This is a genomic window from Mycobacterium sp. 050272, assembly GCF_039023525.1.
Lineage (GTDB): Bacteria > Actinomycetota > Actinomycetes > Mycobacteriales > Mycobacteriaceae > Mycobacterium.
Window position 1 is genome coordinate 92,272 of the sequence record NZ_JBCHKV010000013.1, and the last position, 23,280, is coordinate 115,551.

22 protein-coding genes are annotated in these 23,280 nt (G+C 66.8%); 10 read left to right on the forward strand and 12 right to left on the reverse strand.

Annotation, left to right across the window (positions count from 1 at the left end; translation table 11 throughout):
* Positions 1-10 precede the first annotated feature (10 nt).
* The 6 genes from AAHS21_RS22300 to AAHS21_RS22325 are packed head-to-tail and all read right to left on the reverse strand — an operon-like array spanning position 11 to position 4,398.
* Positions 11-433: a SufE family protein gene (locus tag AAHS21_RS22300; protein WP_342929723.1), complete on the reverse strand. Its 423-nt coding sequence runs from the start codon at positions 431-433 to the stop codon at positions 11-13.
* On the reverse strand, positions 433-1,335 hold the full coding sequence (locus AAHS21_RS22305) for a sulfurtransferase (protein WP_342929724.1): 903 nt from the start codon (positions 1,333-1,335) through the stop codon (positions 433-435). Before AAHS21_RS22305 ends, AAHS21_RS22300 begins: the two co-directional genes overlap by 1 nt.
* Before the next feature lie 20 nt (positions 1,336-1,355).
* A complete protein-coding gene (locus AAHS21_RS22310; protein ID WP_342929725.1) occupies positions 1,356-1,844 on the reverse strand; it encodes a pyridoxamine 5'-phosphate oxidase family protein in 489 nt (162 codons plus the stop codon).
* Positions 1,845-1,853: 9 nt separating this feature from the next.
* Positions 1,854-2,501, reverse strand: a complete 648-nt coding sequence (locus tag AAHS21_RS22315; protein ID WP_342929726.1) for a nucleoside triphosphate pyrophosphatase — start codon at positions 2,499-2,501, stop codon at positions 1,854-1,856.
* Positions 2,498-2,761, reverse strand: coding sequence for an acyl-CoA carboxylase subunit epsilon (locus tag AAHS21_RS22320; protein WP_342929727.1), 264 nt, complete (start codon positions 2,759-2,761; stop codon positions 2,498-2,500). Before AAHS21_RS22320 ends, AAHS21_RS22315 begins: the two co-directional genes overlap by 4 nt.
* A complete protein-coding gene (locus AAHS21_RS22325) occupies positions 2,758-4,398 on the reverse strand; it encodes an acyl-CoA carboxylase subunit beta (RefSeq protein WP_342929728.1) in 1,641 nt (546 codons plus the stop codon). The genes AAHS21_RS22320 and AAHS21_RS22325 overlap by 4 nt, the downstream gene beginning before the upstream one ends.
* A gap of 39 nt (positions 4,399-4,437) precedes the next feature.
* On the opposite strand from AAHS21_RS22325, the gene AAHS21_RS22330 reads away from it, so the two are divergent.
* From AAHS21_RS22330 to AAHS21_RS22340, 3 genes are read left to right on the forward strand one after another with little or no spacing between them, the layout of a single operon-like run.
* Positions 4,438-6,009 (forward strand): FAD-binding protein, encoded by a 1,572-nt coding sequence (locus tag AAHS21_RS22330; RefSeq protein ID WP_342929729.1) that lies wholly within the window; start codon positions 4,438-4,440, stop codon positions 6,007-6,009.
* Positions 6,010-6,020: 11 nt separating this feature from the next.
* On the forward strand, positions 6,021-6,827 hold the full coding sequence (locus AAHS21_RS22335) for a biotin--[acetyl-CoA-carboxylase] ligase (RefSeq protein ID WP_342929730.1): 807 nt from the start codon (positions 6,021-6,023) through the stop codon (positions 6,825-6,827).
* Between the two features lie 9 nt (positions 6,828-6,836).
* Positions 6,837-7,355, forward strand: coding sequence for a PH domain-containing protein (locus AAHS21_RS22340; RefSeq protein WP_342929731.1), 519 nt, complete (start codon positions 6,837-6,839; stop codon positions 7,353-7,355).
* Here the strand turns inward: AAHS21_RS22340 and AAHS21_RS22345 are convergent.
* Positions 7,310-7,969, reverse strand: a complete 660-nt coding sequence (locus tag AAHS21_RS22345) for a GtrA family protein (protein WP_342929732.1) — start codon at positions 7,967-7,969, stop codon at positions 7,310-7,312. The genes AAHS21_RS22340 and AAHS21_RS22345 overlap by 46 nt on opposite strands.
* Before the next feature lie 98 nt (positions 7,970-8,067).
* Here AAHS21_RS22345 and AAHS21_RS22350 point away from each other — a divergent pair, with 98 nt between their 5' ends.
* The 6 genes from AAHS21_RS22350 (at position 8,068) to AAHS21_RS22375 (ending at position 14,332) form a co-directional block, all read left to right on the forward strand.
* Positions 8,068-9,282: a 5-(carboxyamino)imidazole ribonucleotide synthase gene (locus tag AAHS21_RS22350; protein WP_342929733.1), complete on the forward strand. Its 1,215-nt coding sequence runs from the start codon at positions 8,068-8,070 to the stop codon at positions 9,280-9,282.
* Positions 9,275-9,790 (forward strand): 5-(carboxyamino)imidazole ribonucleotide mutase, encoded by a 516-nt coding sequence (gene purE, locus AAHS21_RS22355; protein ID WP_342929734.1) that lies wholly within the window; start codon positions 9,275-9,277, stop codon positions 9,788-9,790. The genes AAHS21_RS22350 and purE overlap by 8 nt, the downstream gene beginning before the upstream one ends.
* A 23-nt stretch (positions 9,791-9,813) precedes the next feature.
* Positions 9,814-10,983 carry an acyl-CoA dehydrogenase gene (locus AAHS21_RS22360; RefSeq protein ID WP_342929735.1) on the forward strand — a complete coding sequence of 390 codons (1,170 nt, stop codon included), beginning with the start codon at positions 9,814-9,816 and terminating at the stop codon, positions 10,981-10,983.
* A gap of 144 nt (positions 10,984-11,127) precedes the next feature.
* Entirely contained in the window at positions 11,128-12,312 is a 1,185-nt protein-coding gene (locus tag AAHS21_RS22365) for a SpoIIE family protein phosphatase (RefSeq protein ID WP_342929736.1), read from the forward strand.
* Positions 12,309-13,895 carry a CHASE3 domain-containing protein gene (locus AAHS21_RS22370; protein ID WP_342929737.1) on the forward strand — a complete coding sequence of 529 codons (1,587 nt, stop codon included), beginning with the start codon at positions 12,309-12,311 and terminating at the stop codon, positions 13,893-13,895. Before AAHS21_RS22365 ends, AAHS21_RS22370 begins: the two co-directional genes overlap by 4 nt.
* A complete protein-coding gene (locus AAHS21_RS22375) occupies positions 13,892-14,332 on the forward strand; it encodes a response regulator (protein WP_342929738.1) in 441 nt (146 codons plus the stop codon). The genes AAHS21_RS22370 and AAHS21_RS22375 overlap by 4 nt, the downstream gene beginning before the upstream one ends.
* Here the strand turns inward: AAHS21_RS22375 and AAHS21_RS22380 are convergent.
* The 3 genes from AAHS21_RS22380 to AAHS21_RS22390 all read right to left on the reverse strand — a co-directional run bounded on the left by AAHS21_RS22380 (position 14,271) and on the right by AAHS21_RS22390 (position 19,002).
* Positions 14,271-16,571: a SulP family inorganic anion transporter gene (locus AAHS21_RS22380; RefSeq protein ID WP_342929739.1), complete on the reverse strand. Its 2,301-nt coding sequence runs from the start codon at positions 16,569-16,571 to the stop codon at positions 14,271-14,273. The two genes, AAHS21_RS22375 and AAHS21_RS22380, sit on opposite strands and share 62 nt — an antisense overlap.
* A gap of 313 nt (positions 16,572-16,884) precedes the next feature.
* On the reverse strand, positions 16,885-18,072 hold the full coding sequence (locus tag AAHS21_RS22385; protein WP_342929740.1) for a CoA transferase: 1,188 nt from the start codon (positions 18,070-18,072) through the stop codon (positions 16,885-16,887).
* 15 nt (positions 18,073-18,087) lie between these two features.
* A complete protein-coding gene (locus AAHS21_RS22390) occupies positions 18,088-19,002 on the reverse strand; it encodes a class I SAM-dependent methyltransferase (RefSeq protein WP_342929741.1) in 915 nt (304 codons plus the stop codon).
* A 104-nt stretch (positions 19,003-19,106) separates the two neighbouring features.
* On the opposite strand from AAHS21_RS22390, the gene AAHS21_RS22395 reads away from it, so the two are divergent.
* Positions 19,107-20,777, forward strand: coding sequence for an AMP-binding protein (locus AAHS21_RS22395; RefSeq protein WP_342929742.1), 1,671 nt, complete (start codon positions 19,107-19,109; stop codon positions 20,775-20,777).
* On the opposite strand, the gene ctpC is transcribed toward AAHS21_RS22395, so the two are convergent.
* Together ctpC and AAHS21_RS22405 are read right to left on the reverse strand one after the other, a co-directional pair.
* The gene (gene ctpC / locus AAHS21_RS22400) at positions 20,762-22,936 is read right to left on the reverse strand and encodes a manganese-exporting P-type ATPase CtpC (protein ID WP_342929743.1); all 2,175 of its coding nucleotides are present in this window, start codon (positions 22,934-22,936) and stop codon (positions 20,762-20,764) included. The two genes, AAHS21_RS22395 and ctpC, sit on opposite strands and share 16 nt — an antisense overlap.
* Before the next feature lie 9 nt (positions 22,937-22,945).
* Positions 22,946-23,227 carry a DUF1490 family protein gene (locus AAHS21_RS22405; RefSeq protein WP_342929804.1) on the reverse strand — a complete coding sequence of 94 codons (282 nt, stop codon included), beginning with the start codon at positions 23,225-23,227 and terminating at the stop codon, positions 22,946-22,948.
* Positions 23,228-23,280: the final 53 nt, after the last annotated feature.

The window sequence follows — 23,280 nt, forward strand, 5'->3', positions numbered from 1 at the left end:
TATTCGGGGGTTACTCGGCGGTAGCTCGCAGCCGCCTTTTGATGCGGGCCAGCATTGCCGACATGCCCCGCAGCCGCAGCGGGCTGATCAGAGCGGCCAACCCTAGCTCGCTGTAGAAATCTTCGGGCACCGCCAGGATGTCGGCGGCCGGTTGCTGGTCGAGGCCGGCGGCCAGGATCGACGCGAACCCACGGGTGGTGGGCGCTTCGGCGGGAGCGCTGAAATACAGCCGCACCCGGTTCGGGTCGTGCGCGTCGACATGCAGGAACAGCGGCGACTGGCACTCGGGAACCGGCTCCATCGCCGCTTCGGCCAGATCCTCGGGCAGGTCCGGCAGGTCGTCGGCGAACTCCAGCAGCAGCTTCAGCTTGTCCTGACCCTGCACTTCGGCGAAGTCGGACACCACCTCGGCCAGGGGAGCGGGCAGAGTCATCAGGCCGGTACGGCTCCCGGTGCCTGGCCCGGTTCGGAGCCCGCGACGATCGGCACCCGCACGGTGTTGCCCCACTCGGTCCAGGACCCGTCGTAGTTGCGCACACCGGGCTTGCCCAGCAGGTGGGTGAGCACGAACCAGGTGTGGCTGGACCGCTCGCCGATACGGCAGTAGACGACCGTCTTGTCGTCGGGTTGCAGGAAACCGTAGAGCTCGTCGAGTTCCTCGCGGCTGCGGAACCGGCCGCTCTCGTCGACCGCCTTGCCCCACGGGATCGATCGGGCGGTGGGGATGTGCCCGGCCCGCAGCGCGCCCTCTTCGGGGTAGTCGGGCATGTGCGTGCGCTTGCCGGTGTATTCGTCGGGGGAGCGCACGTCGATCAGCGGCTGGCTGCCCAGGATGTCGAGCACGTCGTCCTTGTAGGCGCGGATCGGCGCGTCGTTGCGGGCCACGACGGGGTAGCCGGTCGAGGTCTTGGTCGGCACCTCGAGGCTGGTGTCCCGTCGCTCGGACAGCCACAGGTCACGCCCGCCGTTGAGCAACCGCACATCGGGGTGGCCGAACAACGTGAAGACCCACAGCGCGTACGCCGCCCACCAGTTGCTCTTGTCGCCGTAGATGACCACGGTGTCGTCGCGCGAGATGCCCTTGCGGTCCATCAGCTCCGCGAATTGCTCACCGGAGATGTAGTCGCGGACCCGCGGGTCGTTGAGGTCGGTGTGCCAGTCGATCTTGACGGCGCCGGGGATGTGTCCGATGTCGTAGAGCAACACGTCCTCGTCGGATTCGACGATCGCCAGACCGGGCGAGCCGAGGTGGCCGGACAGCCAGTCGGCGGTGACCAAGCGTTCGGGGTGGGCGTAGGCCGACAGCGTGGGGCTTGAATCGGGGGGTAGCGGCACATGGCAAAGCCTACTCACCCTCAGTGTTTCGGAACCACGCGTTCCGGCTGACCCGGCTTCCACACGGTGACGTTGAGGCGCTCGTCGCGCAGCTCGATCGCCGATGCGCCGGTGATCTCGGTGCCAAAGAAGGCGAAGTCCTCGCCGCGCAGATCCAATCCGGTGTCCTCGGCCAAGTCCTCGACGAACCGCTCGCGGCGCGCGCTGTCGCTGCATTCGCGCGCGAAGCCCCACAGCTTGGCGTCGCCGTCGGCCAGCTGGTTGTCGACCGTCGCGGTATGCAGGCAAAACCGTGGATCACGCAGCAGGTCAGCGAATTTCGTGGTGCCCGGCATCCCGGGCAGCCACAACTGGTCCTCGAAGATGCGCGGTTCCATCGGGCTGATCCGCGGGAAGCCGTCGGCGCGCAGCGTGGCCAGCATGCACAGGTTGCCGGTCGCGCGATGCCTGCGTGTGAAGATGTCTGCGATGCGCGGCGCCTGCTCGGCGAACTCCGTCCAGGTGGCCATGCCGCGACCCTACGGTTCCCGCTCGGCGTTGACCGCCCACAACGCGGCCACCGACAGCCCCGCCCGCCGCAGCAGCAACCTCACCAGCGGCAGGCTCAGACCGATCACGTTGGACGGATCGCCGTCGACGCCGTCGATGAACCAGCCGCCCAGGCCGTCCAGGGTGAAGCCGCCGGCGACCCGCAGCGATTCGCCGTCGGCCAGGTAGGCCTCCAGGTCGTCGGGCTCCGGCGTTCCGAAATGCACTGTGGTGATTGATGTTTGCGCTTCGCAATGGACAATGTTGCTGTCCTGCAGCCGAATAACGCAGTGGCCGGTATAAAGCTGGCCGCAGCGCCCGGCCATCGCCTGCCAGAGTTGGCGCGCGGCCTCGACCGATTCCGGCTTGCCGCACAGCCTGCCATCGAGGTAGAGCATCGAATCACAGCCGATCACAACACAATCCGTTGCGACGGCGGCATCCAATTCGCCGGCCACCTGCTCGGCCTTGGCCTGGGCCAGCGCACAGACCACGTCGCCGGGCGCTGCGTGGGGTCCCAGACTGTCGATCAGGCGATCCTCTTCGACGCCGGAGACCACAACCAGGGGATCGATGCCCGCCTGGCGCAGCACCTTGAGGCGGCTAGTGGAGGCCGACCCGAGCACGACGCGGGTCATCGCTGCATGTGGATGCGTTCCTGCAGGGTGACTCGCTGGTAGTTACTGATCGCATAGCGCAGCTTGTCGACCGGAAGTCCCCAGCGGGTCTTTTCCGGTTGCTCGGGCGCCGCGCCACCCCCGACACTGCCCAGCACGGTGATCAGCGCGGCCACCTCCGCGGCGGTGGGACGGCCTCGCAAAATCTGGATGTGCGGCACGTGCGGCGTATTGACGGCCTCGTCGCTCACTGGGGCTGAACCGTTCGTCTCGGCGCTCACAGGGGAATGTTCCCGTGCTTCTTCGGTGGCAGGTGGGAGATCTTGCGTTCCAGCAGCCGCAGCGCCGTGGCGATGTAGCCGCGGGTGTGCGACGGCGGGATCACCGAGTCGACGTAGCCGCGCTCGGCGGCGACGTACGGGTTGACCAGCGTGTCCTCGTACTCCTGCTGCAACTGCAGCCGCAGCTCGTCGACGTCGCGGCCCTCGGCGGCGGCCTGCTTGAGCTGCTGGCGGTAGACGAAGCCGACCGCACCGGAGGCGCCCATCACCGCGATCTGCGCGGTGGGCCAGGCCAGGTTGACATCGCAGCCCATGTCCTTGGACCCCATCACGCAGTACGCGCCGCCGTAGGCCTTGCGGGTGATGACGGTGATCTTGGGGACGGTGGCCTCACCGTAGGCGTACAACAGCTTGGCGCCGCGCCGGATGATGCCGTTGTATTCCTGGCCGGTGCCCGGCAGGAAGCCGGGCACATCCACCAGCATGATGATCGGGATGTTGAAGCAGTCACAGGTCCGCACGAACCGGGCTGCCTTCTCCGAGGCGTTGATGTCCAGGCAGCCCGCGAACTGAGTGGGCTGGTTGGCCACGATCCCGACCGGCCGCCCGTCGACCCGGCCGAATCCGACGACGATGTTCTGCGCGTAACCGCCCTGAACTTCCAGGAATTCGTCGTCGTCGAGGATGCGGGTGATGACCTCGTGCATGTCGTACGGCTGGTTGGGCGAGTCCGGGATCAGCGCGTCCAGCTCGAGGTCCTCTTCGGTGAGGTTCTCCTCGATCGGACCCTCCGGCGCCGGCACCGCGTAGCGGGGCGCGTCGGTGAAGTTGTTGGGCGGCAGGTAGCCCAGCAGGTCGCGAACCCAGTCGAAGGCGTCCTGCTCACCGGAGGCGACGTAGTGCAGCGTGCCCGACTTGGCCATGTGGGTGTGGGCGCCGCCGAGTTCCTCCATCGTGACGTCCTCGCCGGTGACGGTCTTGATGACGTCGGGCCCGGTGATGAACATCTGGCTGGTCTGGTCGACCATCACGACGAAGTCGGTCAGGGCGGGGGAGTACACGTGTCCGCCGGCAGCGGCACCCATGATCAGCGAGATCTGCGGGATGACGCCGGAGGCCAGGATGTTGTTGCGGAAGATGCGGCTGTACAGGCCCAGCGAGACGACGCCTTCCTGGATCCGCGCGCCGGCGCCGTCGTTGATACCGATCAGTGGGCGGCCGGTCTTGATAGCCAGCTCCTGGACCTTGACGATCTTCTCGCCGTAGACCTCGCCGAGGCTGCCGCCGAACACCGTGGCGTCCTGGCTGAAGATGCAGACGTCGCGGCCGTCGATGGTGCCGTACCCGGTGATCACACCGTCGCCGAGCGGGCGGTTGGCTTCCAGGCCGAAGTTGGTGCTTCGGTGCTTGGCCAGCGCGTCGAGCTCGACGAACGAGTCCTCGTCCAGCAGAGCAAGGATGCGCTCGCGGGCGGTCAGCTTGCCCTTGGCATGCACCTTCTCGACGGCCTCTTCACCGACGGGGTGCAACGATTCTTCCCGGCGCTTGTGCAGCTCGGCCAGCTTGCCCGCGGTGGTGTGGATGTCGATGGTGTGCTCGGCAGCGGGTTCCGCAGTGTGGTCGGTAACGCTCGTCATGGGAGTCGAGCTTAGCGGCGGGGATAGGCTGCGCTGACTATGGGCACGGTGCAGTGGAGTGAAGAGTACGACGTGCTGGTCGCGGGATCGGGTGGCGGCGGGGTCACCGGTGCCTACACCGCGGCGCGCGAGGGCCTCGAGGTGCTGCTGATCGAGGCGACCGGGAAATTCGGTGGCACGACGGCTTATTCCGGCGGCGGCGGCGTCTGGTTCCCGTGCAATCCGGTGCTGGTGCGCGCGGGCATGGACGACGACACCATCGAGGACGCGCTCACCTACTACCGGGCCGTGGTCGGCGATCGTACGCCCCGCGACCTGCAAGAGACGTTCGTGCGCGGTGGCGCGCCGCTGATCGAGTACCTGGAGAAAGACCCCAACATCAAGTTCGTGCCGTTGCCCTGGCCGGACTATTACGGCAAGGCACCGAAGGCGCGCCTGGACGGGCAGCGCCACATCGCGGCGAAGCCCTTGAAGGTGGCCGCGGCTCCCGAATTGCGCGATGCGATTCGCGGGCCGCTGGACACCGACCGGCTCGGCGCGCAAACGCCGCCCGACTACTACCTCGGCGGCCGCGCGCTGATCGCGCGTTTCCTCAAGGCCATCGAGCAGTACCCGAGCGCGTCGCTGCGACGCGACACCGCGCTGGTCGAACTGGTGATGTCCGACGGGCGGGTCACCGGAGCGATCGTCGAGGCCGCCGGCGAGCGCCGCGCGATCCGCACCCGGCTGGGCGTGCTGCTGGCCGCCGGGGGTTTCGAAGCCAACGAGGAGTTGCGCCGCGAATACGGCGTGCCGGGCGTGGCGCGAGACACCATGGGCGGCCCGGGAAGTCGCGGTCTGGCGCTACAGGCCGGCATCGCCGTGGGCGCGGCCACCGACCTGCTGGACCAGGCGTGGTGGTCACCGGGGATGACCCATCCCGACGGCCGCTCGGCGTTCGCGCTGTGGTTCACCGGCGGCATCTTCGTCAACCAGCACGGCGACCGGTTCGTCAACGAGTCACGGGCCTACGACCGGGCGGGGCGCGAGATCATCGCGCAGCTGCAAGACGGCTCAATGTCGTTGCCGTACTGGATGATCTACGACGACAAGGAAGGCGAGGTGCCGCCGGTCAAGGCCGCCAACGTGTCCATCGTCGAGACCGAGCGCTACGTTGCCGCCGGGCTGTGGCACACCGCCGGCACCCTCGAGGAGCTGGCCGCCAGGATCGGGGTCCCGGGGGATCGGCTGGCCGCGACTGTGGCCCGGTTCAACCGTTTTGCCGCATCCGGCGTCGACGAAGACTTCGGCCGCGGCGATGAGGCCTTCGACCGCGCCTTCTCGGCGGGCGCATCGCCGCTGGTGCCGATCGACTCGCCGCCGTATCACGCGGCCCAGTTCGGCCTGTCCGACCTGGGCACCAAGGGCGGCCTGTGCACCGACACCGCGGCGCGGGTGCTCGATACCTCGGGCAACCCCATCCCCGGTCTGTACGCGGCGGGCAACACGATGGCCGCACCCAGCGGGCTGGCGTACCCCGGCGGCGGCAACCCGATCGGGACCAGCATGCTGTTCAGCCACCTGGCGGCGCTGGACATGCGAGACCGCCGGCACGCAGCCGCAGCCCTCTAGGCTGGACGTCGATGGATCGCGACTCATTGAGGCCGCCACTGGATGCGGCCGCGCTGCGCACCGAGCTCGTCGGGACCGGATTGGGTTGGCGGCGACTCGATGTCGTCGAGCAGACCGGTTCCACGAACGCCGATCTTCTGGCTCGCGCCGCCGACGGCACCGACATCGCCGGAGCGGTGCTGATCGCCGAACACCAGACCGCCGGTCGCGGACGGCACGGCCGTGCCTGGTCGGCTTCGCCGCGGGCACAGATCACGATGTCGGTCGCGGTGAGCGTCGTGGACGTCCCGGTCACCGGGTGGGGCTGGCTGCCGCTGGCCACCGGGGTGGCGGTGGTCGACGCCGTGGCCCCGCTGCTGCAGGGGGTGGAACTCGGCCTCAAGTGGCCCAACGACGTGCTGGCCGGGGGTGGCAAGCTGGCCGGAATCCTGGCCGAGGTGTCACGACCTGTTGTGGTAATTGGCTTGGGGCTCAACGTGACTCAGGCACCTGGGGAGGTCGACGGGCCGGGGGCGACCTCGTTGTTCGACCTGGGTGTCACCGCCCCCGACCGCGATCAGCTCCTGCGCGCGGTGCTACGCGAACTCGGCGGCCGGATCGTCGCGTGGCAGGCCGCTCGCGGGGCCGACTGGCAGTTAGCCGCCGACTACCGGGCACGCAGCCTGACCATCGGCACCCGGGTGCGCGCCCAGCTGCCCGGCGGCAAGGAAATCGTCGGGACTGCCAGCGGAATCGACGATCACGGCCGGCTGTGTTTGGAGACCGGCAACGAGACCGTCGTCGTTTCTGCCGGTGACGTCATGCATTTGCGGGGCTAGTGTCACCACATGAGCTATCCCGACAACGCCCTGGCCGCCGGCGAACAGGTCGTCATACATCGCCATCCGCACTGGAAGCGATTGATCTGGCCGGTGGTGATTTTCATCCTGGTGACCGTGCTGGCGGCGTTCGGGTCGGGCTACGTCAATTCCACGCACTGGGAGCAGCTGGCCAAGAACATCATCCACGGCGTCATCTGGGGGATCTGGTTGGTGATCGTCGGCTGGCTGACGCTGTTTCCGTTCTTGACTTGGCTCACTACACATTTCGTCGTCACCAATCGCCGGGTGATGTATCGCCACGGATTGCTGACCCGCAGCGGTATCGATATCCCGCTCGCGCGGATTAACAGCGTCGAATTCCGGGACAAGATTTGGGAGCGCCCGTTTCGCACCGGGACACTGATTATCGAGTCGGCGTCACAAGATCCGTTGGAGTTCTACAACATTCCGCGGCTGCGCGAGGTGCACGCGCTGCTGTATCACGAAGTCTTCGACACCCTGGGTTCCGAGGAGTCGCCGAGCTGATTGATCCGGCTGCGCCGATTGCGCCAGGCGCGCAGCAGGGTGACGTTGCCGGACTCGACCTCGTCCTCGAACACCTCGGCGATCCCGCCCGCGGTAAGCGCGGATTCGATTGCCTTCTCGGGGTTGCGGGCGAACTGGTCGGGGAACACCCAGCGCCGGAACGCCCAGAAGCGGAAAGCCATCTGCAGCAGGTTGCCGATGATGTAGGCGGAGACGAAGTCCGCGACGTTCTCCACGGTCAGCGACACCATCGGTTCGCGCAGCTGCAGCACGTAGCTGGAAACCCACAGCGGCGCCATGCTCAGCAGCACCCCCACGCCGCTGAACGCGAAGAACAGCAGCGCCTCGTGGTGGCGCTCGCGACCGCCCCGGTCGCGGAAGCTCCATTCGCGGTTCAGCACGTAGGACGCGATGACCGCGACAATGCCCGCGATCACCTTCGCCGTCACCGGCTTGGTGTCGAGAATCGTCAGCTTGAGCGTGTAGAAAATTGCCGAGTCGATGATGAAGGTGGTGCCCCCGACGATGGCAAATTTGATGAATTCATGATGGCGCTGTGCATAGGGCTGAAAAGCCCGGGGCAAGCGCGCGATTGTGGCATCGGCAAAGGACACAACACGTGAGTGTACGGACGGACTCGAAAACGGCGCAAAATGGTACATAACGATTTCGCGTCACAGCCGGTCAACACGCCGTTGGGTGCCGTGACACCATGATGGCCGTGCCGAGTACACGCAGCCCGTTGGTCGCCATGGTCGGCGGCGGCCAACTAGCCCGGATGACGCACCAGGCCGCGATCGCGCTGGGGCAGAGTCTGCGGGTGCTGGCGCTGTCCGCCGACGAGCCTGCCGCCCAGGTCACCCCCGATGTGATGATCGGCTCGCACACCGATCTGGAGGACCTGCGCCGGGTCGCCGCGGGCGCCGACGTGCTGACCTTCGATCACGAGCACGTCCCGACGGAGCTGCTGGAGAAGCTGGTCGCCGACGGTGTCAACGTGGCACCGCCACCGCAGGCTTTGGTGCACGCCCAGGACAAGCTGGTGATGCGCCGCCGGCTGGAGGCGCTGGGTGCCGCGGTGCCGCGCTATCTCGGCCTGGATTCCCTCGATCGCCTCGACGAAGTGGACGCGTTCGTGAGCCGTGTCGACGCCCCGCTGGTGGTCAAGGCGGCCCGCGGGGGCTACGACGGCCGGGGCGTGCGGCTGGCGCGCGACCTGGCGGATGCGCGCGAGATCACCCGTGGGTACCTGGCCGACGGCGTAGCGGTGGTGCTCGAGGAAAGGGTCGAACTGCGTCGTGAATTGTCCGCGCTGGTGGCCCGCTCGCCGTTCGGTCAGGGTGCGGCCTGGCCGGTGGTGGAGACGGTGCAGGCCGACGGCATCTGCGTGCAGGTGATCGCGCCCGCGCCCGAGCTGCCCGAGGGCGTGGCCGCGACCGCACAGCAGCTGGCGCTGCGGCTGGCGGCCGAACTCGGCGTGGTCGGTGTGCTCGCTGTCGAGCTGTTCGAGACGACGAGCGGTGCGCTGCTGGTCAACGAGCTCGCGATGCGCCCGCACAACTCCGGGCACTGGACGATGGACGGTTCGCGCACCAGCCAGTTCGAACAGCATCTGCGGGCGGTGCTGGACTATCCGCTCGGCGACACCGATGCCATCGCGCCGGTGACCGTGATGGCCAACGTGCTGGGAGCTACGCGCACGCCGGAGATGACCGTCGACGAGCGGTTGCACCACCTGTACGCGCGCATGCCTGACGCGCGAGTGCACCTCTACGGCAAGGACGAGCGGCCGGGCCGCAAGGTCGGGCATGTCAACTTCCTCGGCGACGACCTCGCGGACCTGCCGAAGCTGCGTGAACGCGCCGAGTTGGCGGCACACTGGTTGTCACATGGGCAGTGGACGGACGGATGGGATCCGCATGAGTAGCAACCCCCGGGTCGGGGTGATCATGGGCAGCGACAGCGACTGGTCGGTGATGGCCGACGCCGCCGCGGCGCTGGCCGAGTTCGACATCCCGGCCGAGGTCCGGGTGGTCTCGGCGCACCGCACCCCGGGCGTGATGTTCGACTACGCCCGCGGCGCGGCCGACCGCGGCATCGAGGTGATCATCGCGGGCGCCGGGGGCGCTGCCCACCTGCCCGGCATGGTCGCGTCCGCGACGCCGCTGCCGGTGATCGGGGTGCCGGTGCCGCTGGCCCGGCTGGACGGCATGGACTCACTGCTGTCGATCGTGCAGATGCCCGCGGGCGTGCCGGTGGCCACGGTCTCGATCGGCGGCGCCCGCAATGCGGGGCTGCTGGCGGTGCGGATGCTCGGCTCCTCCGATCCCGCGCTGCGGGCCCGGATCGTGGCGTTCCAGGAGCAGCTGGCCGACAGCGTGCGGGCCAAGGATGAGGCCCTGCAAGAGCTCCAGGGTAAAGTTACCGGCGAGTAGCAAGAGGGCTAGGAGATTTCAAGATGGCTGGATGGGCCGGACACCCCGACTTCGATCTGTTCGGATTGCCCGAGGAGCACCAGGAGTTACGGGCGGCGATTCGGGCGCTGGCGGAAAAGGAAATCGCACCGCACGCCGCGGATGTGGATGAGAATGCCCGCTTCCCGCAGGAGGCGCTGGACGCGCTGAACGCCTCGGGCTTCAACGCGGTGCATGTGCCCGAGGAGTACGGCGGTCAGGGCGCGGACTCGGTGGCGGCGTGCATCGTCATCGAGGAGGTCGCCCGGGTCGATGCGTCGGCGTCGTTGATTCCGGCGGTGAACAAGCTCGGCACGATGGGCCTGATCCTGCGCGGTTCGGACGACCTGAAGAAGCAGGTCTTGCCGTCGATCGCTGATGGCACCGCGATGGCGTCGTATGCACTGTCCGAGCGCGAAGCCGGCAGCGACGCGGCCTCGATGCGCACCCGCGCCAAGGCCGACGGGGACGACTGGATTCTCAACGGCGCCAAGTGCTGGATCACCAACGGCGGCAAGTCGAGCTGGTACACGGTGATGGCGGTGACCGATCCGGACAAGGGCGCCAACGGTATCTCGTCGTTCATGGTGCACAAGGACGACGAGGGGTTCACCGTCGGGCCCAAGGAACGCAAGCTGGGCATCAAGGGTTCACCGACCACGGAGTTGTACTTCGAGAACTGCCGCATCCCGGGCGACCGGATCATCGGTGAGCCCGGTACCGGGTTCAAGACGGCGCTGGCCACGTTGGATCACACCCGCCCGACCATCGGCGCTCAGGCCGTGGGGATCGCGCAGGGCGCGGTGGACGCGGCGATCGCCTACACCAAGGACCGCAAGCAGTTCGGCGAGTCGATCAGCAGCTTTCAGGGTGTGCAGTTCATGTTGGCCGACATGGCGATGAAAGTGGAGGCCGCTCGGCTGATGGTCTACAGCGCCGCGGCGCGGGCCGAGCGTGGCGAGTCGAACCTGGGCTTCATTTCGGCGGCGTCGAAATGCTTTGCCTCCGACGTCGCGATGGAGGTCACCACCGACGCCGTGCAGCTGTTCGGCGGCGCCGGCTACACCGTCGACTTCCCTGTCGAGCGGATGATGCGCGACGCCAAAATCACCCAGATCTACGAGGGCACCAACCAGATTCAGCGCGTGGTGATGTCGCGGGCGTTGCTGCGCTGAACTTGTGCCGGGACCCGTTAGCCTCACATTCAGCTCGACTAATAAGATCGAGCGCTACGACCAAGCTCAGCGTGTGCCGTTCGGAGGGTAGCGGCCACGGGTAGCGCCGAATGAGCAGGTTACGACTGCGGCAAGGGGTGCGGAATGCTTAGCCCTGTCACCCCGGCGGCGAACTGGCAGACCCTGTCGTTACTCCTGGTCGAAGACGACCGGGCCGACGCCGTGTTGGTCGAGGATCTGATCGCCGACGCGGTCGACGACATCCGGGTGACCTGGGCGCAATCGATGGCGCACGCCGAGCGCGAGCTGGCCTCGGCCCGGCCGGACTGCGTACTGCTGGATCTCAACTTGCCCGACGCCAGCGGTATCGATGCGCTGGACCGCATCGCCAAGCGCGACGCGACAGTCCCGATCGTGGTGTTGACCGGATTGAACGACGAGAACTTCGGGGCATCCGCTGTCGCGGCCGGGGCGCAGGACTATCTGGTCAAGGGCCGCGTCGAACCCGAAATGCTGCGCCGTGCGCTGCTTTACGCGATCGAACGCAAGCGGGTTGAGATCATCGCCGCGGACCTGCACGCGACTCAGCTTCGAGCCCGCGAGAACGCTCTGCTCGAACGCGGCCTATTGCCGTCGCCGTTGCTGCTGGAAAACCCGGGTGTCGAGATCGTCGCCCGGTACCGGCCGAGTCGGGTGGATGCGCTGCTGTGCGGTGACTTCTACGACGTCGTGCAGACGCCGGACCGGGTTGTGCACGTCTTGATCGGGGATGTCGCCGGGCACGGGCCCGACGAGGCCGCCTTGGGCGCGGCGCTGCGAATCGCTTGGCGCGCGCTGACATTCGCGGGCGTGCGCGCCGCCGAGTCGATGCGCCAGCTGGAGCGGGTGCTGCAGGCCGAACGCGCCGGCAGCGGGGTCTTCGCCACCGTCCTGTCCCTGGAGATTCCGCCCGACACCCCGCGCATCACCTGTATCCGGGCCGGCCACCCGGGTATGTTGCGCCAAGGCGCCGGCACGGTGGAATGGATCGAGCCGCCGGGCGGTCCGGCGCTGGGACTGCGCGCCGACGACTGGCCGCAGTCCGAGCTGGAACTGCCGGTGGGCCGGGGGCTACTGCTACTCACCGACGGCCTCTTCGAGGGCTACAGCGGAACCGGCAACCAGCGACTGGGGGAGGATGGCTTGCTTTCACTCGCGCGTAACCATGCGGGGTTGCCCGGGTCGGCATTCGTCGACGCGCTGATCGACGGCGCCGAGGAACTCGCCCAGCCGCGCGGTGGTCTGACCGACGACATCGCTGTGGTGCGGGTAGAGCGGACGGCGACATGATGACCGACGGGCACCCGCGTGCTCAGCTGACAGTCCGCGGTTGGCTATTCCTCGTCTTGTTGAGCATGGGCTTGCTGGTGCTCGCCGGCGCCGCGGCGGGCGCGGCGTTGCTGAATCGAACCGACGAGGTGTCGCGCGGCCTGACCGAACAGATTCAGCCCGCGCGGCGGGCCGCCCTGCAGCTGCAGGCAGCGTTGCGCGACCAGGAAACCGGTGTGCGTGGCTATGCGATCGCCGCCGACCGGCAGTTCCTGACGCCCTACTACGACGGGCAACATGCCGAACAGGCGGCGGCCGAGGAGGCCCGGCGGCTGCTCGGTCAGCGCGTGGACCTGGTCAACGATTTGGACGCCGTCGAGCGGGCCGCCGCCAATTGGCGGGCCAGTTCCGCCGAGCCGTTGATCGCGAGCGTGACCCCCACCGCCCCCGACGTGGTGAACACCAGGATGGCGGATCGCGGAAAAGTCGAATTCGACCATTTGCGTGGACTTTTCGAAACCCAGAATACCGACCTCGCCGCGGCGGCCGCGCAGGCTAATGACGAACTGAACGACATCAAGGCCTGGCGGGACCGCGTGCTGGTCGCGATTGTGCTGGTTTTCTTCGGCCTCGCCATCACGTTGGGCGTGCTGACCCGCAGTGCAATCACCCTGCCGCTGGCAGGGCTGGCGGCGTCATGCCGACGGATCACCGAGGGCAACTTCACCGATACCATCTCGGTCCCGCAGCGGCCCAAGGATATCCATGACATGGCGATCGATGTCGAGAACATGCGCCAGCGAATCGTTTCGGCGCTGGACGTCTCGCGCGCGGCCGAGGCGCGATTGGACGAACAGGCAGTCGAGTTGAAGCGATCCAATGCCGAACTCGAGCAGTTCGCCTATGTCGCCTCACACGATCTGCAGGAGCCGCTGCGCAAGGTCGCCTCGTTCTGCCAGTTGCTCGAAAAGCGCTACGGCGATCAGCTCGACGAGCGCGGGATCGAATACATCAACTACGCGGTCGACGGCGCCAAACGGATGCAGGTGTTGATCAACGATCTGCTGAGCTTTTCTCGAGTCGGCCGGGTGGGTGGCAAACAAACCGAGGTCGACCTGGACATGGCACTGGATGCGGCCGTGGCCAACCTCGCCACCGCCATCGAGGAGTCGAACACCGAGATCGTTCGCCCGGCCCACCCGCTGCCGCAGGTGTTCGGAGATTCGACATTGCTGACAATGTTGTGGCAGAACCTGATTGGCAATGCGATCAAGTTCCGTCACGTGGACCGGTCGCCCCGGATCGTCATCGACTGCCAGCTGCGCCCCGATACTCACCAGTGGCTACTGACCGTGTCGGACAACGGCATCGGCATCGCCGAGGAGTTCACCGAAAAGGTGTTCGTGATCTTTCAGCGGCTGCACGGGCGCGAGGTATACCCGGGGACGGGTGTCGGCCTGGCGCTGGTGAAGAAGATCGTCGAGTACCACGACGGCGCGGTCCGCATCGACACGACCTACACCGACGGAACCCGATTCGAGTTCACGCTCCCCGCTGCCGTGGACGTAGCACACCCAGCCGCCCTGGAAGGAGCGCGCCAATGACACCCGCCACTAGAGCAATCGAGATCCTGCTCGTTGAAGACGACCCGGGAGACGAACTCATCACACGGGAAGCATTGGAGCACAATAAGTTCCAGAATCGGCTGCACGTCGCGCATGACGGTGAAGAAGGGCTCGACTTCCTTTACAAGCGCGGTCAATTCGAGGGCGCCCCGCGACCGGATCTCATCCTGCTGGATCTGAACCTGCCCAAGTACGACGGGCGCCAGCTGCTGGAAAAGGTGAAGTCCGACGCGGATCTCGCGCGTATCCCGATCGTCGTGCTGACCACTTCCTCGGCGGAGGAAGACATCCTGCGCAGCTACAAGCTGCACGCCAACGCTTATGTCGCCAAGCCGGTCGACCTCGACCAATTCATCAGTGCGGTACGGCAGATCGACGAGTTCTTCCTGCAGGTGGTTCGTCTGCCGGGCGTGTAGCCAGGGGTTCTTCGGGGCACACGATGCCGCGCGGCGTCACCTCGTACACCCGGGTGGTCGCGATGTCGAAGAAGATGCCCACCACCTGGACATCGCCGGCGGTGACCGCGGTCGCCAAGATCGGATGGCGGGTCAGTCTTTCCAGCTGGATGGCGACGTTGACGATGCTCAGCTGGTCGATCTCCGAGTACCCGTTGGCCTGTGCGCTGGCGCGCGCCGGATGGTGATCGCGGTAGGCGGCCAGACTTTCGCCGGCGTATTCCAGCCACTGGCCCATCGGCGTCGCCGACTGACCGGCTGTGTCGTCTGGCAGGTCGTCCAGCAGCACCTTCATCGCCGCGCACGACGAATGCCCGCAGATGACAACCGAACGCACGCCCAACTGACTGGCCGCGAATTCGAGTGCGGCGTCAACCGATCGGTCGTCAGGGTCGGTCGGCACCAGGTTGCCGAAGTTGCGGACGGTGTACAGGTCGCCGGGGCCACTGGCGGTGATGACGTTCGGCAGGATCCGGGAATCCGCGCAGGTGAGGAACAGCGCATACGGGTCCTGGGCACCGCCGAGTCCCGAGATGTGCTGGTGCAAAACTGCCGAGCCATTGCGGTGGTACTCATCGACGCGGTCGAGAATCGAAGCGTCGCCGTTATTTTCGTGATTGGCACGCGTCGACCGCCACGGCACCAGCCCGATCGGAGCGGACGCGAAGTGACGCTTCGGCGGGCTCGCATGCGCGTTCTGCAGCTTCGCTCCGGTCGTCTCGACGATAACCACCACTCCACCGCGCGCCTCGTGCGTGCGTTGCCAATCCTCGATCGTTTCCGATACCGAGTCGTCGATGTAGTCCGCGTTCAGGTTCAGCGTCACCTCGGTCCCCTGCGGCACCGACGCGAGCGCTTTGGTCAGGCGGGGCAGCAACAGGAAGCTCAGCGTGCCGTCGATATCGATTCGCCACTGCTTGGACTGCTCACCGCCGATCGGTTGCACCGCGACCGGCGCGCGGGTCACCCTCACCAGTAGGAAGCCGATGGCGACGGCGAGCCCGATGAGCACACCTTCCAACAGGTTCAGGAACACCACCGACAATATGGTGACGGCGTACACGGCGAAGTTGCCTGTGCGCCAGGCTAATTTGATGTGAGCCAGCTTGATCAGCTGGGCGCCGACCACGATCAGGAGTCCGGCCAGCGCGGCCTTCGGGATGAGTTCCACCAGGTCGGTGAACAGCGATGCGAACAGCAGGATCCACACGCCATGCAGCACCGCCGACATGCGGGTGCGGGCGCCCGCTGCCACGTTGGCCGAACTACGTACGATGACACCGGTAATCGGCAGTCCGCCAAGCAATCCGGATACCACGTTCGCGGTGCCCTGCCCGATGATCTCCTTGTCGAAATTCGTGCGTGGACCGTTGTGCAGTTTGTCGACACCGACCGCGCACAGCAACGATTCGACACTGGCGATCAGGGCGATCGTCAACACACCGATGACGATGTCCTCGGTCTCGTCCAGCCACGGCTTGCCTTTCGGGGTCGCTGCCGAGAGGTGAGGCAGGTTGAGCGCGTCGAAGAAGTTGCCCGACAGTGAGATTCGATCAGTATCCAGCCCCGCCGCGATCGCCAGCGCGGTCGCCGCGACGATGGCGACCAGCGGGGCAGGGATCATCCGAATCTTGGCGGGCAGCCTCGACCACACCAACAAGATCGCGATGACCGTTGCACCGGTGATCACCTCGTGCAGTTCGTGATGCAGAATCCCGCTGGGCAACGCCACCAGATTCTGCCAGGCAGAGCTGTGTGACGATCCTCCCATCAGTACGTGAATCTGCTGCAAAATGATCGTGATACCGATACCCGCCAGCATCGCGTGCACGACCACCGGAGCAATAGCCAGCGCGGCCCGCGCCAGCCGGCTCAGCCCGAACGCGATCTGCAACGCACCCGCGCCGATCGTCATCAGGCACAGCATTGGGAACCCGAAGTCATCGATCAGTCCGGCGACCACGACCGTGAGGCCCGCAGCCGGGCCACTGACTTGGACCGACGACCCGCCGAAAGTGCCCGCGACGATGCCGCCCACGACCGCGGCGATCAAGCCGGCGGCCAGCGGAGCTCCGGAGGCGATCGCGATACCCAGCGAAAGCGGCAGGGCCACAAGGAAGACGACGAGTGATGCGGGAACGTCGTGGCGCAGATTCTTCAGCAGCGGCCCGGATTTGGCCGCTTCTACAAGCGCATTCATAAGTCGACTCCTCCAACGGTTAGGAAGTCGGCAAGCGGCGGTCCGCTACCCCAAAGCTGACGACTCTTTATGACCGGTAGAACGTCGTGTGTCAATCACGCGCCCACCGGCCCCGGCGACCAAGACAAATCAGATAAGCGGACGACAAGACGTCGTGCCGCCTGCGGCTAGTTCGTGTGAGCAAGCTTTCCCCGACTGCCCGATCACCGTGCTAAACGCCTACGAATTCATCGACAACTCAAAGAAAACCAGGTGTCCCGGCTTTGACAACAAGTGGTTTCATCGGCGATTCAAAGAAAGCCGGTGCGCGAAATCAGGACTCGGCCAGAAACATGTCGTTGTGCTGGCCGGCAGCGGGCGGGGGATCGGCGGCCGCCGCATCGAAGCTGGAGTAACGGGCCGGAGTGCGGATCACCGTGATTTCATCGTCGCCACTGCCGACGGTCAGAGCCAGTTCGTTTTCGGCGAATAGCGGGGTGCCGACGACCTGCTTCCAGGTGTAGGCCAGGCAGGCCATCAAGCCGCCTTCTTGCAGTAGCTCAACCCATTCGGCGGCGGTCTTGGCGGCCAGCGCCGCCTCGAGTTCCTCGGTCAACTCGTGGTAGTTCATCGCGCGGGACCGCTGGTCGATAAACCGTTCGTCCTCCAACATGTCGGGCCGGCCGATGATCTCGCACAGCTTTGCCCAGTGCTTGGGCACATACGCGCTGATCACCAGGTACCCGTCCGCGGCCTTGAAGGCATCCGACGGCTGGGTGGCGAAGCCAACGCCCTTGCGTTTCTTGGCCGTTGGCGCCGGGTCCGCCTTCGGCGTGGGCTGCTCGGCGGGCTTGTTCAGGTGAATCGTGAGCTGGCTGGCCTGCAGGCCGACCGCGACGTCGTACATCGCGACGCGCACCACGTCGGCCACGCCGTGCCGCTCGCGATTGAGCAGCGCGGCCAGCACCGCCTGCGCCAGCACGTGGCCGCTGGCCGCGTCGACGAGCTGAAACGGAATGATCTGTGGTTTGCCGCTGGGCGTGGGCATTCCGGTGGTCATGCCCGACTCCGCGGCCACCATCAGGTCGACGCCCGGCCGGCAGCCCTGCGGGCCGTTGCCGCCGTAGGCGGACAAGCGGGCGTAGATCAGCTTCGGGTTGCGCGCTTGTAACTCACTGGGGCCCAGGCCCATACGCTCCATCACTCCAGGCCGGAACCCCTCCAGCACGACATCGGCGGTGTCGACAAGTCGCAAGATCTGTTGTTTGGCCTCGTCTTTGGTCAGGTCCACCGCCACCGACTTCTTGCCGCGGTTGTGAGGCCAGAACAGGGTGGGCAGCGGCGGCCGGCCGGGCAGCACCGCGACGATCTGCCGGGCCGCTTCGCCGTGGGGTGCCTCGACCTTGATGACCTCGGCACCGAGGTCGGCCATGATCTGTCCAGCCAGCGGCCCGGCGATGTTCTGCGTGAAATCGAGAACCCGGTACCCGTCAAGGGGCTTGGGCGGCTGGCTGTTTGGCATATCGGAGCCTTCCTGTTACCCGGCCTGGTGCAAAACTGCGGTGCAGTAGTAATTCTTGGCGAACGGGGCGTCGTCACCGTCGGGCTGCTGCGGTAATCCGTTGTCGGCCAACAACCGATTCAGCGGGGTGTTGACCGGCTGCCAGCCGCGATCGGCCAGATACGTGGCGGCATCGCTGCGCTCACCGGGAAAACCCAGATCGTCGAGCACCACGTCGAGTCCGTGGTCTCGCCACCGCTGGCTGGCGCCGTTCAACGCGTTCTGATTGCGGCCGGTGTTGAGAAATACCTCGGCCACCAGCCGGCTGCCGTCGGCGGACAGTGCGGTGATGTTGTCCAGCAGGCGATCCTGGGCTTCGGGTGGCAGGAAGCCGAGCAGGCCCTCCGCAGCCCACGCGGCGGGTTGGGCGGTATCGAACCCGGTCTGCTTCAGCGCCGACGGCCAATCGTGGCGCAGGTCGACCCCCACGGCCCGGATCTCGGCGGTCGGCTTGGCGCCGAGCGCTTCGATCGTGGTGGTCTTGAACTCGATGACTTCGGGCTGGTCGATCTCGAACACCGTCGTTCCCGCAGCCCAGGGCAGTCGGTATCCGCGCGCATCCAGGCCGGAGGCAAGGATGACGACCTGGCGGATGCCCGCGGCGGCCGCGTCGGCGAAGAACGCATCGATGTAGCGTGTGCGCGCCGCCAGCAGGTCGGTCATGCGCTGCATGCCCCACGGCGCACCGGGCTCGTCGACGTCGGCCGAGTCGATCTCGGCGTTGGCCCACCGGGTGAAGAAGTCGACGCCCACGGCGCGCACCAGCGGCTCGGCGAACCGGTCGTCGATCAGCTCGTCCTTGGTGGCCCGGGCCCGTCCGGCGGCCACCATGGTGGCGGTGGCCCCTACGCTCGTCGCCAGGTCCCAGGTGTCGTTGTCGCTGCGTGCCATGGTTAGACACAATAACGACGAGCGCTGCGGCGGTGACCAAAGACCTCGGGCGCAGTGGCATAACGCCCTTATCAACGACCGCCCGCCCGGGCAGCATCCAGGTAATGATCAGACGCCTCGGGCTGGAAGCCCGTTCGCTGTTGTGGTACGCGCGATCTGGCGGACTGAGGTTGATTCCGCCGAGTGCGATCGTGCCGGTGCTGCGTGCGGTGCAACGCTACGGCCTGCTGGGGGCGGCGACGGCGATCACCGCCGGGCGAGACCCCAAGGGGTTGGCGCTGATCGACGAGCACGGTCCGCTCAGTTTCGGCGACCTGGACAGGCGGACCAACGCATTGGCCAACGAGTGGCGCCGCCTAGGTCTCGGCCCGGGTACCAGCGTGGCCATCCTGGTGGGCAACCACCGCGGCTTTTTGGAAGCGGTCTTTTCCGCCGGCAAATGCGGCGCGAGCATCCTGCTGCTCAACACCGGCTTCGGCAGCGTGCAACTCGCCGAGATGGTGGCCCGCGAAGGCGCCGACCTGCTGGTGTACGACGAGGAATACGCCACCGTCGTCGCGGGCGTTCACCCCAGGCTGGGCCGCCTGCGCGCGTGGGCGCAAACGCCCGCGGCCGACACGCTCGACGGGCTGATCGAACGCGGCGATCCCGCCGCGCCGCCGCCTTCGGGCGGCCGTCCCAAGATCGTCATCTCGACCAGCGGGACGACCGGCGTCCCCAAGGGCGCGGTACGGTCCGAACCCTACTCGCTGATCCCGGTCGGCGGATTGCTCGGCAAAGTGCCCTTCCGGGGCCGCGAAGTCACCGAATGCTGTGTGCCGCTGTTTCATTCGAATGGATTCAGCCAGGCGATGTACGCGACGGTGCTGGGCTCGACGTTGGTGCTGCGCCGCCACTTCGATCCCGAGCAGGCCGTGGCGAGCGTGGCCGCACATCGTGCCAGTGCCATGATCGTCGTTCCCACTATGCTGCGGCGCATCCTCGATCTGGGCCCGGCGGCGCTGGCCGAACACGATCTGTCGTCGCTGCGCATCGTGTTTATCGGTGGCTCCCAGCTGGGCGCCGCGCTGGCCACCCGTGCGCTCGAGGCATTCGGCCCCGTGGTCTACAACATGTACGGCTCGACCGAGGTCGCCTACGCGACCATCGCCACGCCCGCCGATCTGGCCGCCGAGCCGGGCTGCGTCGGTTCGGTGGCGCCCGGATCGGTGGTCAAGGTCTACACCGACGACGGGCGGGAAGCACCCGTGGGAACGACGGGGCGGATTTTCGTCGGCAACATCCTGGCCTTCGAGGGATACAGCACCGGCGGCGAAAAGGAGTCGGTCCACGGCCTGATATCCACCGGCGATGTCGGTCATTTCGACCGGGCAGGCAGGCTGTTCGTCGACGGACGCGACGACGAGATGATCGTCTCCGGCGGGGAGAACGTGTACCCGGGTGAGGTAGAGGATGCGCTCGAACACCACCCCGACATCGCGGACGTAGCGGTGATCGGCGTTGACGACGAAGAGTTCGGCCAGCGTCTGCGCGCCTACATCGTGCGGCGGCCTGGCGCATCGTTGACCGAGCACGATGTCCAGGAATACATCCGAAACCGCCTGGCGCGCTTCAAGATTCCGCGTGATGTGCTGTTCGTCGACGAGTTGCCCCGCAACGCGGGCGGAAAGGTGCTCAAGCGCCTGCTGAACAAGCAGCTACTGCCGGCTTCGGCTAACCGGCCGAAAGACCCCGGCAATGCTCGGCCGGCGGCCGGCCTTCAGGCGAGGCGGTAGCGGATCAGGCGAGAACTGTTGGCCACCACGGCAACCGACGACGCGTTGTGCAGAATCGCGGCCAGCACGGGGGACAGGGCCCCGCCCGCGCCCACAATCAGCCCGGCGGCGTTGACGGCAATGGACATGCCGTAGTTCTCCCGGATCACCTCGACTGCCCGGGCGCCCAGATCGCGCACGTCGAGCAGGCGGTGCAGATCGTCATTGGCCAGCGCCACGTCGGCGGTTTCGACGGCGACGTCGGTTCCGGCCAGCCCCATCGCGATTCCGATGTCGGCGGCCGCCAGCGCCGGGGCGTCGTTGACGCCGTCGCCGACCATGCCCACGATGTAGCCCTCGCCCTGCAAATCGCGCACCACCTCGAGCTTGTCCTCCGGCAAGACCTCGGCGCGCCACTCGTCGATCCCCAGCTCGTCGGCGACCACCCGGGCGATGTCCGGATGATCGCCGGTGAGCATGACGATGCGGCGAATCCCGTTGGCGCGCAACTGCATTAGCACCTCGGCGGCTTCGGGCCGGACTTCGTCGCGCAGGCTGATCAAGCCGACCAGTATGCCGTCCACCGCGAGCAGCAGCGGGGTCTCGGCTTCGCGGCGCAGCTTGTCGACCCACTCCTTGGCCTTCTTGGACACCTTGACCTTCTCGGCCTGCAGCAACGACGGGCTGCCCAGCAGCAGGGTGCGTCCGTCGGCCCAGGTCCGCATGCCCAGGCCGACCAGCACCTCGCACTCCTCGTGCGGCGGGATGCTGATGTGACGCTCCTCGGTGGAGCGGATGACGGCCTCGGCCAGTGGATGTCGCGAATGGATCTCCGAGCTGGCCGCATATGCCAGAACTTGCTCGGGTTGCCAATCCTTATGCATGGCAACGATATTCGTGACCACCGGACGTCCGACCGTAAGTGTCCCGGTCTTGTCGAACACGATCGCGTCGACCCGCCCGGCCTGTTCGAGGTGCGATCCGCCCTTGATCAGGATGCCGCGTCGCGCGCCGTTGCCGATCGCCGCGCTGATCGCGGTCGGGGTGGCCAAGCCCACCGCGCACGGACAGGCGATCAACAGCATGGTCATCGCACGCCGCACGTCTGCGGTGATCGCCAGCGTGATCGCCGAGACGATGAACGAGGTGGGAACGAAACGGCGAGAGAAGTTTTCGCCGACCGTCTGGATGGGGGCCCGGTCGTGCTGGGCCTCCTCGACGCGGGTGATGATGCGCCCGATTGTGGTCTGCTTGCCGACCGCCTCGGCATGCACTACGACGCGTCCGCGCACCACGACCGACCCGGCGTGCACATGGGTGCCCACACCGACGCTCACGGGCAGGTTTTCCCCGGTGATCGCGGATTGGTTGACGACGGCCTCGCCGTCGACGACCTGGCCGTCCACCGGAATCGCGACGTGGTCGTGCACCACCACTTCGTCGCCGATCTCGACGCTGTCGATCGGGACCTGGACTTCGTTGCCGTCCGGCAGCCGGATCCACGCCGTGTCCTGGCTGCCGCGCAGCAGCTCCGAAATGGCCCGCCGGGTCCGGCGCAACGTCAGATCTTGCAGGTACTCACCGATATTGAGCAGCCACAGCACGGTCAGCGCGACCACGTTCTCGCGCAGGATCAGGCTCGCGACGGTCGCGGCAGAGACCAGCGCATCCGTACCGGCCTTGCCGGATCGCAGCGAACGCAGCGCGCCGCGCAGGAACGGGTAGCCGGTGAAGATCGTGACGCCGGTGGCGACCACCCGTCCGCTCGCGCCGAGCAGCGGTGGCCGGGCGAACACGTACCGGCGCACCCCGAGCAGGCTCAGCGCCAGGCCGCCGATCACCATGCGCAGCACGTCGGAGTTGCGGATCTCCGAAGAATGTGGTGCGCGCGCCGGAATCAGTTCGGTGCCAACATGTTCGGCATCACCGATCGCGGCCAGCACCTCGGTGCGATCGCAGCGGCGCGGGGAATACCAGACGACGACCGATCCGGTGCGCGGGTAAGCGTGCACGGCGCGCACGCCGGTCTGCCTGGCCACGGCCTCTTCCACCGCGACGGCCCGCCGCGAGCTCGAGCGCACCCAATCGACGCGGACACGCATGCGGCCGGCCGCGTCCGAAAGTATTTCGATGCAAGGGTCTTTGGGAGTTGCGATGTCTTCAAGGATCGCGAGGCTCATGGCGAGCGATCAGTGCTCGTGATCATGCACTTCGCCGACGGCCGGAGTGGGTGCCTCCTCGCCGACGCGCTCGCGGGCTTCGGCCATCACATCGGCGAGCCGCAGACGCGCCGACTCCGCGGCCGTTTCGGCTTTGCGGGTGCCGCGCAATCCGAGCTCCGCGGTCGCCACGGCGGTCTGGTGCAGCGGCGCTTTAGCCACGGCTTTACGGACGACCTCGTAGGCGGTCACTCCGACCAGACCGGTGAACACCGTTCCGGCCGCCTTTGCCAGTAGCCCGTATACCGCCATCGCCTGATCCCTTCTCCCGCCACAGATGTTAATGACAACCATTATCAGATAGT

Excerpts from the sequence above, each read along its gene's own strand:
- AAHS21_RS22300 (WP_342929723.1), bottom strand. The coding sequence starts at position 433 with ATGACTCTGCCCGCTCCCCTGGCCGAGGTGGTGTCCGACTTCGCCGAA.
- AAHS21_RS22310 (WP_342929725.1), bottom strand. The coding sequence starts at position 1,844 with ATGGCCACCTGGACGGAGTTCGCCGAGCAGGCGCCGCGCATCGCAGAC.
- AAHS21_RS22315 (WP_342929726.1), bottom strand. The coding sequence starts at position 2,501 with ATGACCCGCGTCGTGCTCGGGTCGGCCTCCACTAGCCGCCTCAAGGTG.
- AAHS21_RS22325 (WP_342929728.1), bottom strand. The coding sequence starts at position 4,398 with ATGACGAGCGTTACCGACCACACTGCGGAACCCGCTGCCGAGCACACC.
- AAHS21_RS22330 (WP_342929729.1), top strand. The coding sequence starts at position 4,438 with ATGGGCACGGTGCAGTGGAGTGAAGAGTACGACGTGCTGGTCGCGGGA.
- AAHS21_RS22335 (WP_342929730.1), top strand. The coding sequence starts at position 6,021 with ATGGATCGCGACTCATTGAGGCCGCCACTGGATGCGGCCGCGCTGCGC.
- AAHS21_RS22340 (WP_342929731.1), top strand. The coding sequence starts at position 6,837 with ATGAGCTATCCCGACAACGCCCTGGCCGCCGGCGAACAGGTCGTCATA.
- AAHS21_RS22350 (WP_342929733.1), top strand. The coding sequence starts at position 8,068 with ATGATGGCCGTGCCGAGTACACGCAGCCCGTTGGTCGCCATGGTCGGC.
- purE (WP_342929734.1), top strand. The coding sequence starts at position 9,275 with ATGAGTAGCAACCCCCGGGTCGGGGTGATCATGGGCAGCGACAGCGAC.
- AAHS21_RS22360 (WP_342929735.1), top strand. The coding sequence starts at position 9,814 with ATGGCTGGATGGGCCGGACACCCCGACTTCGATCTGTTCGGATTGCCC.
- AAHS21_RS22365 (WP_342929736.1), top strand. The coding sequence starts at position 11,128 with ATGCTTAGCCCTGTCACCCCGGCGGCGAACTGGCAGACCCTGTCGTTA.
- AAHS21_RS22370 (WP_342929737.1), top strand. The coding sequence starts at position 12,309 with ATGATGACCGACGGGCACCCGCGTGCTCAGCTGACAGTCCGCGGTTGG.
- AAHS21_RS22375 (WP_342929738.1), top strand. The coding sequence starts at position 13,892 with ATGACACCCGCCACTAGAGCAATCGAGATCCTGCTCGTTGAAGACGAC.
- AAHS21_RS22380 (WP_342929739.1), bottom strand. The coding sequence starts at position 16,571 with ATGAATGCGCTTGTAGAAGCGGCCAAATCCGGGCCGCTGCTGAAGAAT.
- AAHS21_RS22385 (WP_342929740.1), bottom strand. The coding sequence starts at position 18,072 with ATGCCAAACAGCCAGCCGCCCAAGCCCCTTGACGGGTACCGGGTTCTC.
- AAHS21_RS22390 (WP_342929741.1), bottom strand. The coding sequence starts at position 19,002 with ATGGCACGCAGCGACAACGACACCTGGGACCTGGCGACGAGCGTAGGG.
- AAHS21_RS22395 (WP_342929742.1), top strand. The coding sequence starts at position 19,107 with ATGATCAGACGCCTCGGGCTGGAAGCCCGTTCGCTGTTGTGGTACGCG.
- ctpC (WP_342929743.1), bottom strand. The coding sequence starts at position 22,936 with ATGAGCCTCGCGATCCTTGAAGACATCGCAACTCCCAAAGACCCTTGC.
- AAHS21_RS22405 (WP_342929804.1), bottom strand. The coding sequence starts at position 23,227 with ATGGCGGTATACGGGCTACTGGCAAAGGCGGCCGGAACGGTGTTCACC.